Genomic DNA, 14,600 nt, shown 5'->3' with positions numbered 1-14,600 from the left:
AGGGAAAGAGATTTCCGCATTAAAAGTGCAATTGCGTAACAAAAAAGATAAAGCCAGCCATAAAAAAATTATGACTGGTTTTCTGATTGGGAAGATTTAAGGGTAGACGAGATTCAATGTTGCAGTTGCATTGGCCTTACCAGCCGTAATGTGATTATCGGTCTGGATATAACGCGCCTTGAAAGGAATAGAGTAAATTCCATTCATACTGTTACCTAATTTGACTGATGTGTTGAATACGATAGGTTGATCCTGATACAAAACCTGAAGGCCAATCCCACTCGCTGAGTTTCTGTCGTGGTCAAGTCCCAAAACATCACCCGCCTTGCCCTGAATAATCGGGCTCCAGACCAATTCAATAGGGACATTGGCATTGCATGCCAAATCGATATCAAAATGACGTTCTCCCGCCGTGCTGTTAATCCCTGAAAACTGTGAGCTTCCTATCTTGCCCATTGAAATACGAATATTCTTTTCTTGCAGAGAACAAGCGGGCGTAATAAAGCGTATTTTACTGAGAGAATAGGAATATATCGCTGTTCCTGCCAGACGTGCCGTGATCACACCATTTTTTATCATGCCAGAACCCGTTTCAGATTTTGTTTTCACAAACTCTATCTTGGTTTCATTCGGTTGGTCATTGAACCTGATTCCTATACCGGGTACGCCCGAATCATGAATACCCCCGCTGATACTCGTCAAGCTAAAGGGATATCCCGTGAACTCCCATTCTATCTTCTCCGAGTTATCACAATGGAATTCACTCCTGTTCACTTGCCTGACGGGATAAGCGCCAATGACCTCACCAATCCTAATTTCCCGGTTCACCAGGAATTGGCCTTCACTGATGGGAATACTTTCAGCCACAGGTTTAATGTCAAAACGACAGGAATTTGCGTGACTGTAAGCATTAGTTGACAGAATTATCAGCATACTGCTGACTGCCAATAGCAACCGATATTTTTTATGGGTGAATATTTTATAAGTTAATGTTTTATAGGTGAATGTTTTATGGGTGATAAGCATAGATAAGCCTGATCCTACTCGCAATTCATGTTCAAGGTGTACACGCCAGATTGGGGTCTTTCTTTCGGCAAAGTGTAATTGACCGTACAGATTTTGGTATCCAACACGCCCCATTTGACCCGTAACCTGCCACTATCCGGCAGTGCCGTGAGATAAACCTGCCCTTCATTGCTGACAATCGCGCTATTGTCTTCACCACCTTCATTTGATTTTCCCAGAGTGGCCTTAGCACCAAAAGGTACTGGCCTGCCACGATAAGTCAGGTACATCAATGCCCTATTTCCCATTCGTGTCTGAAAGCGGGCGAGCACAAGAGCGCCTTTTGTTGGCACGACAGATTGTGTATTCACATCAATATCAACATCATCGGCAAATGAGTGTGGTTCCAGTGCGACCCGGTTTTTACGATAACTACTCACATACGGTACAATCGCATAACCATTCCAGTCGGTGGCTACCGCAGTATTGTTAGTAACTTTGATGCCTTTTGCCCCTTCTGCCTGAACCAATACCGCAGCATCACCGAATTCTTGCGATAGGGTCACCCCATAAGGGTGAACGACAATGCCCCCATGAATGCCGTAGTTTAGCTGTTTGCTATCATATTGCTGCTTGTTAGCATATTGATAATTATAGCCAGCATTAATCCGGCCATAAGCTCCCTTATATTCCCCATGAATATTGCCACTTCCGCCTTCTCCTTTATTGATATGGCTCTGTTGCAAACTGTAAAACAAGTTATTATCTTCAAGCGCTGCCCCATTCAGGCTGACTTGCTGGGAAACACGGTCATTCCTGTTGAGATTGACGCTATAATTAGCCCAGCTGTTTTTCAGCCAACGATCAAGAGGCACATGGATACTGAATGCGAATATTTGATCACGTTCATCAGCATGTGGCCGCAAGCTATAAGAATAATTCAGCCCATAATTGATCCCTTGATGACTAACGTAATAAGCCGCATTCAGTGAACGCTCACGACCATTTTGTTGCCAATAATCCTGCTGCAACGCCATAACATAAATCTCACCCAAATGGCCTAATGTTTGGTTAAATTGCAGCTGCAACTTACTTCTGGGATTAAAACGCGCAGACAATCGGCGGGCATCCCCAAAGCGATTAGCATCAGCAAAATCATAAAACCCTTCCGTTGAATAGCGATAACTCGTCAACGTCAAATGTGTCCCGGTCAGTGAAAAATCTTTCTCATACCGCAAGCGATAAGATTTCCCGGTGGACTGTTTGCCGGATGCCAATTCAGCTTTGGCATGGGTAATATCAAAAGAAACCGCCCCGATATTTCCCAAATCCACACCAGAACCTAACAAAGCCGATTGATAATCAGGGGATAAAATAGTACCACCGTAAGCCGTGAGCCTATTGTGAAGGCCATAGGTCAACGTACCCTGAGAAAAATGAGGTTTGCGGCTGTGACGACCGGCAGAGCGATAGCGTCCCATTGCCAGTGAATACCTGACGTTCCCTTCCCGTAACATAATAGGTGCAGTTGTAATTGCCTGAATAAACTTACGCTCCCGACCATCAGCTTCTTTGATGATAACGTCCAGATCACCACTGGAAACGGTTGGATAGAGATCGCTAATTTCAAATGCTCCAGAAGGGACATAGGTCTGGTAAATGACATAACCATTTTGTTTAACCGTCACTTGCGCATTACTTTGCGCAATACCCCGTATAATAGGAGCAAAACCTCTCTGGCTATCCGGCAACATATTCTCATCAGACGTAAGTAAAAAACCACGAAACTCAACATTATCAAACAGATCACCAGAGGTGAAACTATCACCCATCGTCAATTGCCCTTTAAGAGGATGAATATCACGCTGCAAATATGTGCTGAGGCTTTTCCAGCTCTGGTTTGGATCAGAATAAGTCGAATTATTACGTAAACGCCAGGCTCCCCAATTAATTCCTGATCTTAAATTCAGATAATTATTCTGTGCTGAATTGCGTTGACCCTGCCAACTTGTAGAACCACTATAACTGTAATTAATCAACAACGTAGTTAACCCCTGATCCCACAATTCAGGGGAAACATAATCTCTGTAGCGATAATTCAATGCTGCCTGGGGAATACTGATATTCAACCTCTGTCGATTAAAATCAAAATCTGTACTGGCCGACGGAATGTATTTACCGATATCTGTAATCACTGTATCCGGGGATAACTCAGCTAATTCAGGGAAAGAATCAACCTTAATTCCCATGTCCTTCCATTGCCTGAGTGTGATTTTTGGTTGTAGCCTGCCATCTTGTAAAATAAAATCAATATGTTCTTCACTTACCTCTTTTTTATTCAGAAAGATATTCACCCAATAAATACCAGATGGCTGGAAACCAGATTGGAAAACTGAGAGATCAACATCATCAGGCAAGTTTCCACCAATTTTCAGAGCATGGATATTAAATTTATGTTCTGCATACGCAGTGAAATAACAAAGAAAATTCCCGGCTATTACCAACATGAAAAGTAAAAATTTACCCTTCCTGCCACAATATAATATTCTCGCAGGATTACGATTAATATTCTTTGACATATTTTATTTTCTAACAATATGAAGAGGTCATTAACAAACTAAAGATCAGCAAACTCAGCCTGCGTTATGCCGCCATAATCATTGATAACTTTCCAGCTCACTTTTTTGGCATTTTTGAATGACAAAGGCCAACTTGATTGGCTGAACGGCTTAATCATGCCTGCATGCTTGATATCATGGTTATCCACATTAAGAGATGAAAGAGAGATAAAATAAGGGGTCGGATTTTCGGCCAATAATAAGCCATTTTCTTGCCTGAATTTTATTTCTTTATAGGCAGTTGCTGCCTTTTCTTTCAGTTCTGCGGGGCGATAAAACAGCTTTAAACGTGAGTTAACGACAATCTGCAACTGGTTTACGGTTGGATCGGAGCTTTTCGTTTCGGGAATAGACGTTTCAGGAATAGACTTAATATTAAGCCAAAATACAGATTCCCTATCCATCGGCAATTGATTGCCAACTTTGACAATACGTAAAATATTTTCATTATTTGCCGGAAGTTGAAATAGAGGCGGTGTCACAACAAAAGGAGTTTTTGTTTTATCATTCTCATCTTGTATCCAGCTTTGAATGAGATAAGCAGCTTCTTTTTCAGGGTTATTAATAGAAATAGAAACTTCTTTTTTATCACTTAAATAAACAATGCGGGTTCCACCAACAATGACGCCTGCCATTGCAACATTATAACCAGAAACATTACAACCAAGAAAATATAAAAAAACATAAAAAAACAAACGATAACACGACACGGTCTTTTCTCCGCCCAATCATGATTAGTCATATTCAATTAAATAACCGAGCATCCTTGCTAGGTTTTTATACTCTTCATTTTCCAGGTTGCAGATTCATTGACAGTTCCGCGACTTGAAATATTGTGGATAAATAATATTAAGAATATCGGACTATTAATTATAAACTACGGTAAAGTTAGTCACTGCATTAGCAGATCCCGGGCCTACTTTTTCTTTAGTAGCAACATACTTAGCAATAAATCTTAATTCTTGATCAGCGCCTTTATGAAGGAGATTTTGCTCAGAAGCTCCCGCAACAGAAACACGAGCTTGAGTATCAGCTTCATAAATACCAATAGCGACACCCGTTGCAGCGTTATCTACTTTAGTCAAAGATAACAGATCCCTGTTATCACTATCACTTGGGCCATCAAACTTAATAGTGACATTCTTTTCTTTCATATCTGCCGGACAATCAACCAATTTAATCTGGAAGCTTGTTGGTGCAGCAGTGTCATTTACCTTTTTAAAGGCATCTGCACTAACGACGCCCATCTCAACAGTTTGATCAGCAGAATCACCATGAACCTTACAAGCATTCTGTATTACTTCTCCTTCAAATTTAATTGTCCCATTAGCTGCATTTGCGGTTGCAGCAAATAATGAAGATACAAAAAGAGAAGAAATAAGCAGCTTAGATTTCATTTAAATTAAACCCCATTAGTCAATATACAAAAAAATCCCCTCGACTGATTACAGACGATATGGAAATAAGTTCACTTACTTGATAGACCGTTTCAATGCGATACATCACGCATCTACAGCAATTGTCTTGTATCCAAATAAAACAGGCTTTACCCCCTTACGTGGCCTTGTAAGGTTTGTTCGCACATTTTGGATAAGACGAGATCATAATAGCGGTTATCTGATATAGATCAACATAATAAACTAAATTGCATATTGATTCGGAGTTTTATTCTGTAATTTTCCCAAATGTTTACTAATTGACATTATATATAGATGAAATTAATGAATATCATGCTAAAAATTAAGAAATTAAAAAATAATATATAATTAGCAAACTAATAATTATTATCATTCTATCGATTTTGACTATGATTTATTTTTCAAGCCGGAATAATTTACATAGTTATATTTAACACATATTACAAAATACCTTCAAAATTAATTTGTTCCTTTTAATTCAACCAAGTATTAACAAGAAGAAAGAACTCTATACATAAAAACAAACCAATTATTTGATTTAAAAATCATCAGAAAAATATTTTCTGGATGATTGGATATCAAATAATTCATTTCTTAATTGATTAAATCAGTGATTGCAATAACGCTGGAAACCAAATTCTTTTGCTAAGAATCTGGCTCCGTTTGATTAAAATAAATCCAAGATTTGTCGATGTGCACGATGGATTTCAATTGACCAACAATGTACGTAATCCAGCGGCCTTGTTTTCTATTTCGATCCATTCCTGTTCCGGATCAGAACCAGCAACAATACCCGCACCTGCATATAACGACAGCAGATTGTCATAAATATGCGCGCAACGTAACGAAACGGCAAATTCACTCTGTTCCAGACATAAATATCCCGCAGATCCAGCGTACCAGCCACGATTGAAAGGTTCATTGTCTGACAGAAATTGCCGGGCTGCTTCACGGGGTAAACCTGCAACCGCGGCTGTTGGCTGCAAACGACGCAGGCAATCACTATCACATACATGGCTCAATACGCCACGAATGTGCCTGCGCAGATGTTGGACTTTTCTTAAGCGGATCACATCAGGCGGAGTGACATCCACTAAAGCAACGCCGCCTTGCAGGCGCTGACAAATATCATCAACAACAATCAAATTTTCGTGCTGGTTTTTTTTATCTTCCAATAACCATTGCGCCAATTTAGCGGCTTCCTGATCATCTTCAGAATTTGCAACGGTCCCTGCCAATGCTTCGGTACAAAACTGCAATTGATTTCGGTAGTAGAGCCGCTCAGGTGTCGAAGCAAGAAAAGCATGGTTGGCACTAAATGCAAGCATGAAATGATAACAACGATGGTTTACTCCACGACTGGCAGCCATGAATTGTGCTGCCTGCAATGGAGAATTTAACGTCAGTTCAGTTTTTCGTGCAATGACCACTTTTTCCATTTTACTCTTGGTGATGGCCTCCAGTGCCTGTTTCAACAGAATATTCCACTGCTCACTTTCAGGCACATGTTTTGCCTTTAAAATGGTCGTTTGTAGCGGCAGGAAAGGTTGGTGCGGAAGAAGTTGGCGGAGAAACCGGCAGGCATTTTTAATATCGGCTCTTCCATCAACATTAATGTATAACCGATTTTCACCGCGATGGCGACGCAATTCCAGCCTCGGCAAAAACAGATAGCTTTCTCCACCAGCGATATTTTCGTGGTGATCCTGATTTTCGCACTTACCCTGCCATACATTGTCATGACAAAAATAACTATGGTGACAATGTTCAGAATCCATCTTATCCCACGCATTCAGCCCCCACAGCCGCATTTGCGAAACTGGGTGATATTGCTGTAGAAATTTTTCGGCACCAGCAATATTGCTGAACGAACGAATTTTCCCACATGCGACAACCTCTTCATGACCATCCCGGTGTTGCCAATAAAACTGCGGATAATGGGGCTGGACAGAGAGCCATGCCAGCCAGTGAACGCTACTGCCAGCCGGCAATGTGAAGGAAAATGATTGAATGCCAGTTTCACTAACATTTCCGGCATTAAGATATTCGCATACACCCGCGATGACATCAGCAGTTTGATTCACACCTTTCCCCATTAACGACATGATAAAAAAAGAATTATACGAACCATCAAAAATTATGAAAGCACTTATCGTTTATGAGGTTTTTTTAACCACCTTCGCCCTACCTAACCCATGCAGAAGTGGCAAAAAGTCTTACTTTGAAACAAAAATTATTAGATGTCTTAAGACAAAGCAAAGTTTCCAGTATCACTTATGACAATCATGGACATATAATAGGTATCAATGAAAAACCATCAACATAGAGATAGCAATCTATTAATAACCAAAGATATTATACCTTTTAGTTATTAAATTAATGCCAAATGCAGTATTTGGTTAGCAATAGATTTCACAGCCTGTCTCAACTGGTGTTACTAATACCATGATGGGACAGGCTGTTACTTTATTAATATTCTCAACACTATTATTTAGACTATATGAAAGGCAAATACTGGAACTCGTTATGCAAATGATTGAAAGGACTCATCATCTTTGTAAGCGTATTGTTTTTAGACGTATTTTTTTTAGACGACGTATTGTTTTTAAACATTGTGTTTCCAGATTATTTCTACGGGTGCTGACGACCTTGTTCTTAATTAACGTAATATATAATTCAGTCGCAATGGCTATGCCTGAGGTCAATGAGAAAATCAACGAAAATGTTGCGCGGGTAGTTTCTGGAATCATCAGCTATACACACTGGCCTGCTACACCGACGACGCTGCATTTATGTCTGGTTCCCCCATCCAATTACATTAACGTGTTAACTCACATTAATATGATTTCTGATTACACCGAATTACAAATAGAAACACTGAATTTCAACGTAGGACAATTAATAGAAAAATGTGACATTATTTATTATGGTCTGGTCGATCCGAAGCTTCAACAACAAGTGATTAGCAAGAAAAATGACAAACCCCTGCTTACGATTGCTGAAAATAACCCACACTGTGAAATCGGTAGCGCATTTTGCCTCAATATAACCAGTACTCAGGCAACATTCGGCCTTAACCTTGATATTCTGGCGCGCAGCGGAGTGCGCATAAATCCGAATGTCCTGCAATTGGCGCGTAAGGTGGAATAATCGGTATGAAAAAGCGCTATTCACTGATGTCATCACGTCCTACCTTACGCCAGGCTTTTCACAGGATCCACCTGACCATTACATTCATCATATTGTCGGTCGTGGGATTATTCCTGTCTTTATTGGCACTGCTTGCCATGCAAAAATATGCCGAAAACAACCTGAAACTGATCGCCACAACCATCGCTCATACAACACAAGCTGCCGTGGTTTTTCAGGATAAAACTGCCGCAACAGAAATATTAGAAATGATAGCGGTTCATAATGGTTTTACCGAGGCCAAGATTTTTGATGCCAAACAGCAAGTATTGGCCAGTTGGCAAGCAGATCAGGAATCCAGCACGGGTAATTTTAAAATGTTGGTCGAACGTTGGCTTTTTCCTGAACCTCTTATCCTGCCAATCTATCATCATCAACAAAAAGTAGGATCAATCTGGTTAGTTGGTAACAGCGACCATATCATCCAATTTATTTATCAGGCATTGTTGGTGCTGTTCGCCTGTCTATTGTTCAGTGCCGTGATTTCCCTTTACCTCTCCTTACGCATGCACGATGGTATTGTCAGGGCATTGCAGAATATTATCCTCGTCGCCCATGACGTTCGTCAGCGGAGAGCGTTTTCACAGCGAGTGCCTTCTGCCCACATTGCTGAACTGCATGAATTAAGTCAGGTTTTTAACCACCTGCTCGAAGAATTAGAAGAGTGGCAACACCATTTACAAACAGAAAAATCGGTTTTAACCTGGCAGGCACAACATGATTCCCTGACCGGCTTACCAAACCGGGCCACCTTTGAACGCGTACTTTCAACCGTCATGAATGATAAGTTCATGCGCGAAAGTGCAGCAATCTTGTTTATCGATGGCAACAGACTTAAATATGTCAACGATATCTATGGGCATGCAGCCGGTGATCACGTTCTTGTCACTATCGCAGCCACTTTAAAAAGAAGGGTAAGGAAAACAGATACCGTCGCCCGACTTGGCGGGGATGAGTTCGCTATCTTATTGCCTTCCGCTGATTTGAAAGATGCAGAACGCGTTGCAAAAAATATCATTCATGCCATGGACACCCCCATCCTTCTCCCTAACGGCCAACACCTACGAATCACTCTCAGTATTGGTATTGCCTTATCCAACGGTGAGTTAACAGCGGAACAACTTTTGTCAGAAGCTGATGCAGCTATGTACCACATTAAACAACGAGGCGGCGGCTGGTACGCCGCTGATACAGCACGATGAAGGCTGGTTATTTGGCATGTCAGAAAAAGTATTATGTGGTAACAACCAATTTCATTTGCGCCCAGAAGGCAGAAACACAACTAAATCAACTCAAAAACTATTCTGTCGATTATTTATAGGGGTACTATTTTGACCGTCCGATGCCGTTGGAAGAGTTTGTCAGGAAATGGCTATAACGGGGGTTTCTCCTGCAAAAACAATCTTCCAATACTTTCAGATTTCAAAATACGGTTATTATAGTGACAATTTTTAGCGATTTATCGTCATTATTGATATTATTGTGTCAAATTTTTAGATCCAACCATTTCTGCTCCATATGCTGAGCAATGGTCGTCGCTAATGATTTATCAATTCCCAAATCATTGGCAATCGATTGAAAACGACGGGTTTCGTCATAAATTTCTTCTAGCATATTCAATAAAGGTGTAATGCTGGAGAACCCCGCCTGACCGGCTAATTGCTCCAACGCTATGGAGGTAATCACTTTGCTATTGCCATTAAATGAGGTCATATGTTCGTTATAAGGTGATGGCATATATACCACATCATAGAATGGGGAAAGCTGCCAGTTATCAGCATCATCAGCCAAATAAGCAAAATTTTTAGCGTGATCATCCTGATTAACAGTTAGATAGTTAAACAAAGCCCGCTTCACCAATTTTTGAGCTTCTTTTACACCACACAAGTGTCTTGTGGCTTTGACCAAATCAATATAATCCAAGGAAGGTTCTCTAAATGGCGCATCCAACAACCCACAAGCAGAAATCATATGGTAGCGGCCTTGTACCGAACAATCAAACCGCGTTTGCTGTAGCCAGAAACGCCCATTTTTCGCCTCCACTAACTCAAAATCAGGCACTTCAATCCCAACATTTCTGGCCATTGTCATATAGGCGTATTCAACGAGGCTTTCAGAATGCTTCAAAGAAAATCGATCAGACGTCAATTTAATAATCAGTTTTTCACCGATAGCATCAGCACGGGTTGAGAATCGCCCATCAGCACATTTTGTCACATTGAGTTTGGGGCGAGCACCACCAGAGCCACTGGCATCCATCAGAGAGTTGAGAAAATCAGATTGTGTGCCTTCAAATTCTTTAACTGCTTCTTTACCAAGCGTAATGAGATCGATATCTCGCTTATTAGTATCGGTAAAAGGCATTACAGGCTCATAGTAGAGCGCGCCAGAACATCGCTCACCAATATAAGCAAGCCGTTCTAAGGCTGTCACCATTTTGGGATTGTAGCCATTTGCGCGAAACATACGATCCATTAAATACAGCCCCCAACCATCAGGCAGACTGTCACCGAAAACCCCGTGTAATCCGTAATGAGGTTCTTTAGGCGCTTTTTGTAAAGAAGTATCCGCTTTAATCAGAAAAGGAGAAAGTGATTTCGGATGAGTTACAAGATATGAATCATCATACTGAAAATAAACCCCCTCTTTATTCTCCGCCAATTGGCCTACAAATACACTGCTTCCATCAGAAAATCTTCTTTTAACATTCAGCGAAGTATTAAGCATTTTTCAATACCTCAGCAATCGTGGTGGGTTCTCGCTTACGCTCTTTAGTGAGTTCATGGAGTGGCTGTAACTCACCCATTGCTTCCAATAACATAAGAAACTGCCGTAATGAGATATTACCTGTACGCTCAAATTTCCGAATGGTGCTATAGGGTACGCCGGAACGCTTAGCTAAGTCTTCGACGGACATTTTTTGTTGTTTACGTTGCCGCTTGATAAAATCTTTTAATTCATGCTGCACATCATAGGCAGTATAGAGAGAAAACATGAGAATAGCCTCTGTTACTATTATGACAATAATATAGTAAATTCACGATAAAATTGCCACTATAGTAACTTTTTTATATCAGGCTTAAGCTTACGAAAATAAAACTAACTATCCAAATCCTGAATGGTATGAAAAATCAAATATAACACGCTGTTTTATTAGAAGTTAATAAATTACCGTGTTTATTCAACATGATTGGCAATTTATGTAAAAACACATAACCATCATGTTGAAATTCAATCATAATTTTATTGGAAGAAGATATGAAAAAAGTATCGCCATCAAAAAAACAACTCAAATTTAACTTTAAGTAATTCCCAACAAAATCATCAATATGATTAGTATCCATTAGATAGACTTGGTCTTTTGTATAGGAATCTTCATTGACGATAAAAATATCACCGGAAAGGTATTTCCTGAAATTGATTAGATCCAGTATTTCTGAATCCTCCATCTTATCCCAATTGTCTATCTTGCTCAAAAATTCAAACCTGCTTTCTTGTGCAAGCCCGACGTAATTTAGTAATATCAATTCTCCACCAATAATAGGATGTAATATCAAATCAGCTTTATCCATTGTATATTTTTTATAGCTTCCCATACTACTTACCTTTGGCTTTTCCAATATATTAATTAACAATACATAAAATAATCTGACCTTTCCACCTTATTTAAAGGCATTTTTGGCTTTATTTAAACGCATAGAATCAGCGCTTCAAGAATAATCAAAATTCTTTCACCAAATAATATCATCTTACTATTTAAAAATAAGAAAGATATTATACTAACAAATGCAATAAAATTTACCTAACAGCTTCATCGGTTAAGTAATACCTTGGATTATATGGGCTATGGATATATTTAATTCTGGAATGACCATCCCGATTCGATTTCCTATACATATTATCAATTAGACTATCAATGAGTTGAGGAAGAGGGGATTTATAATCCTTACAGACTGCGACATTAACCCAAGATTATTATCGTGACAATTAAAATTACAAATATTTATAAATAAGTTTTCGAAATAGTAAATAACGTGAAGAGAACTCAGTCCAATTTTAGGATTCAGGCTATGGACGCCATTTATTTCTACAGTTCTAAATAAGAGATAGAATATGTAAAAAACACTAATGATAATTATAAAAATAATAATTTTCGCTTAGTGCTTTTTATCATTTTTGCCCTTCCACCACTACCCTTGACACAAATTTATCACCAGAAATTTCAAGTGACGTCAAAGTGGGGTAAGTAGAGGCTATTAAATTGAATTACTTAACTTTCATAACTATCAGGAATGGAATGTATAAGACCGGCATGACAAGGACAAGTCGTCCGACTATCCAACGTTCCCGCCAATTTTGTTCCTTTATCCAGAAAAGAAGCAACACCTCCGACAATGGCATAATTTCCTGAGTACCTGCCACAAGTCACAGTAGAACCTTCAATAGCTGCTTGTTTTCCATAAAATTTAATGTTGCCGGTTCCAGTAAGAATTGCACCGCCACACGTTGTTTTATCACCAACTGTCAGAAAATTTCCTTTTGCCATATTATTCCCTTCATTTTGATGTTTATTTAAAATAAGTCAGAATATTCTGACTCAGTTTTTTCCATCCTGAATCATTTTTCCTCTATCTATGCTTACCCGACTTCATCAATCAATAAGCCATTGTCATCACTGAAACTTTCACTGACTTTTCACTACAATATTTTCTGCCAGTGATGTGTGGCTGACAGCATATTTCGACTGCCATGCTTTGGGGCTGATCAAATAATGTTGCCGGAAATGCTTGGAAAAATGACTTGGGCTAGAATAACCCACTGCGACAGCGACTTCAATGACACTCATTCCTTTCTTCAATAAATCTTCAGCCGTAGTTATACAAACGTTTTCCAGATATTGGTGGAAAGTACGGAAAACAATGGCACGAAATCCCCCTTTTAATTTCCGCTCATTCAAACCCGCTACATTATGAAATATGTTCGCTCTTATTCCAGTAAAAAAGATTAAAAATCTATTGGGATAAGTTGTCATAACACGTCAGGAAAACCAGAAGTATCTCTGGTTTTCCTGACAAACAGAATTAAAAAACAGGATATTTTCCCGAAATTCAGTGAGTCACAATAATGCCCAATAAAATTCCCACCATCCCAAAATCAGCGTCGCTAAATGTGGTGTTGGCAATACCGATGTTTCCTAATACCGGTAACAGGAATACGGGCAAAAAAGTGATTAACATGCCTTGTGTAAAAGCCCCCAGTATCGCCCCTCTTTTCCCTCCCATCGCATTGCCAAAAACACCTGCGGTTGCGCCAACAAAGAAATGCGGCACGACACCCGGAATAATGACCGTCATGTTCAGTATGTAAAGAATAAACATGCCAGTAATACCGGCTGCAAAGCTACTCAAGAAACCAATCAGTACAGCATTAGGTGCATAAGGAAAAACGACCGGGCAATCCAATGCGGGCCTGGCATTTGGCACCAATTTATCAGAGATCCCCTTAAATGCAGGTACAATCTCGGCAATCACCATTCTGACACCTTGTAAGATGATATAAACTCCCGCCGCAAATGTGATGGATTGCATTACCGCAAACATGAAGCTATTTTTCCCACCGCTGACTTGCCGGACAAAATCATCACCAGCAAACAGGCAAGTGATGATAAAGATAATCGCCATGGTAAAAGAGATCGCAACAGGCGTATCACGCAGAAACAATAGACTTTTCGGTACGTTCATTTCTTCTGTAGAATGCGCTTTATTCCCCAGTTTACTGCCGATAAAACCCGCCAAAACATAAGAGAGTGTCGAGAAATGCCCAAGTGCCACATCATCAGAGCCTGTAACCTTTTTCATGTAAGGATGGATAATGGCGGGAAAAAAGACCATTGAAATCCCAACGACAAGCGAACCGATAACGACTAACGTCATCCCCTTTATTCCGGCTACGGAAAGGATAACGGCCACCATCATCGACATAAATAAGGTATGGTGACCCGTCAGGAAAATAAATTTCCACGGTGTGAAACGAGCAATCAGGATATTGATCATCATGGCAAAGAACATGATCAACGCCATTTCTCTGCCAAAACTTTTCTGAGCGATCGATACAATCGCTTCATTGTTAGGTATTACCCCCTGAATCCCAAAAGCATGTTGGAAGATAGTCGCAAATCCTCCCAACGCATTAACAACTAACCCCGCACCTGCACCTAAAATGACAAATCCCAGAATCGTTTTTACTGTTCCGGTGATACATTCTGTCACCGGTTTTTTCTGAACGGCTAAACCGACCAGGGCAATCAATCCGACCAGAACAGCAGGCTCTGACAATACATCGTTCATCAGGAAGCGGAAGAAATCCATAC

The 14,600-nt window shown here is 40.0% G+C and carries 13 protein-coding genes and 1 pseudogene; 3 read left to right on the top strand and 11 right to left on the bottom strand.

All coding sequences use genetic code 11. The annotated features are described in order from the left end of the window. Positions 1 to 96 precede the first annotated feature (96 nt). The 5 genes from Xmir_RS04140 to Xmir_RS04120 all read right to left on the bottom strand — a co-directional run bounded on the left by Xmir_RS04140 (position 97) and on the right by Xmir_RS04120 (position 7,125). Positions 97 to 933 carry a fimbrial protein gene (locus Xmir_RS04140; protein WP_167385938.1) on the bottom strand — a complete coding sequence of 279 codons (837 nt, stop codon included), beginning with the start codon at positions 931 to 933 and terminating at the stop codon, positions 97 to 99. Between the two features lie 107 nt (positions 934 to 1,040). After that, a complete protein-coding gene (locus Xmir_RS04135; RefSeq protein ID WP_244170852.1) occupies positions 1,041 to 3,512 on the bottom strand; it encodes a fimbria/pilus outer membrane usher protein in 2,472 nt (823 codons plus the stop codon). A gap of 110 nt (positions 3,513 to 3,622) precedes the next feature. Then, positions 3,623 to 4,318 (bottom strand): fimbrial biogenesis chaperone, encoded by a 696-nt coding sequence (locus Xmir_RS04130; RefSeq protein ID WP_244170851.1) that lies wholly within the window; start codon positions 4,316 to 4,318, stop codon positions 3,623 to 3,625. A gap of 171 nt (positions 4,319 to 4,489) precedes the next feature. Continuing rightward, the gene (locus Xmir_RS04125) at positions 4,490 to 5,020 is read right to left on the bottom strand and encodes a fimbrial protein (protein WP_099113164.1); all 531 of its coding nucleotides are present in this window, start codon (positions 5,018 to 5,020) and stop codon (positions 4,490 to 4,492) included. Positions 5,021 to 5,748: 728 nt separating this feature from the next. Then, a complete protein-coding gene (locus Xmir_RS04120; RefSeq protein ID WP_244170850.1) occupies positions 5,749 to 7,125 on the bottom strand; it encodes an isochorismate synthase in 1,377 nt (458 codons plus the stop codon). Between the two features lie 110 nt (positions 7,126 to 7,235). Between Xmir_RS04120 and Xmir_RS30000 the strand changes: the two are divergent. From Xmir_RS30000 to dgcN, 3 genes and pseudogenes are all read left to right on the top strand, one after another. Continuing rightward, a pseudogene (locus tag Xmir_RS30000) lies at positions 7,236 to 7,367 on the top strand (PgaD family protein); the annotation flags it as partial. Between the two features lie 359 nt (positions 7,368 to 7,726). Further along, positions 7,727 to 8,191 (top strand): regulatory sequestration protein YfiR, encoded by a 465-nt coding sequence (yfiR, locus tag Xmir_RS04110; RefSeq protein WP_244170849.1) that lies wholly within the window; start codon positions 7,727 to 7,729, stop codon positions 8,189 to 8,191. 5 nt (positions 8,192 to 8,196) lie between these two features. Next, positions 8,197 to 9,432, top strand: a complete 1,236-nt coding sequence (dgcN, locus tag Xmir_RS04105) for a diguanylate cyclase DgcN/YfiN (protein WP_099113161.1) — start codon at positions 8,197 to 8,199, stop codon at positions 9,430 to 9,432. A 283-nt stretch (positions 9,433 to 9,715) separates the two neighbouring features. Here the strand turns inward: dgcN and Xmir_RS04095 are convergent, their stop codons facing one another. The 6 genes from Xmir_RS04095 to Xmir_RS04070 all read right to left on the bottom strand — a co-directional run bounded on the left by Xmir_RS04095 (position 9,716) and on the right by Xmir_RS04070 (position 14,598). Then, a complete protein-coding gene (locus Xmir_RS04095; RefSeq protein WP_099113160.1) occupies positions 9,716 to 10,957 on the bottom strand; it encodes a type II toxin-antitoxin system HipA family toxin in 1,242 nt (413 codons plus the stop codon). Beyond that, positions 10,950 to 11,225 carry a helix-turn-helix domain-containing protein gene (locus tag Xmir_RS04090; protein WP_099113159.1) on the bottom strand — a complete coding sequence of 92 codons (276 nt, stop codon included), beginning with the start codon at positions 11,223 to 11,225 and terminating at the stop codon, positions 10,950 to 10,952. The genes Xmir_RS04095 and Xmir_RS04090 overlap by 8 nt, the downstream gene beginning before the upstream one ends. Positions 11,226 to 11,361: 136 nt before the next feature. Beyond that, positions 11,362 to 11,826 carry a hypothetical protein gene (locus Xmir_RS04085; protein ID WP_099113158.1) on the bottom strand — a complete coding sequence of 155 codons (465 nt, stop codon included), beginning with the start codon at positions 11,824 to 11,826 and terminating at the stop codon, positions 11,362 to 11,364. Between the two features lie 674 nt (positions 11,827 to 12,500). Continuing rightward, positions 12,501 to 12,776: a PAAR domain-containing protein gene (locus tag Xmir_RS04080; protein WP_099113157.1), complete on the bottom strand. Its 276-nt coding sequence runs from the start codon at positions 12,774 to 12,776 to the stop codon at positions 12,501 to 12,503. Between the two features lie 138 nt (positions 12,777 to 12,914). Next, positions 12,915 to 13,187 carry a helix-turn-helix transcriptional regulator gene (locus Xmir_RS04075; protein ID WP_244170848.1) on the bottom strand — a complete coding sequence of 91 codons (273 nt, stop codon included), beginning with the start codon at positions 13,185 to 13,187 and terminating at the stop codon, positions 12,915 to 12,917. Between the two features lie 151 nt (positions 13,188 to 13,338). Then, positions 13,339 to 14,598, bottom strand: a complete 1,260-nt coding sequence (locus Xmir_RS04070; protein ID WP_099113156.1) for a PTS ascorbate transporter subunit IIC — start codon at positions 14,596 to 14,598, stop codon at positions 13,339 to 13,341. Between the last annotated feature and the right edge of the window lie 2 nt (positions 14,599 to 14,600).

This window comes from Xenorhabdus miraniensis, assembly GCF_002632615.1.
Note: the sequence above shows the minus strand (reverse complement) of the source record. Positions and strands in the feature narration are given on the sequence as shown.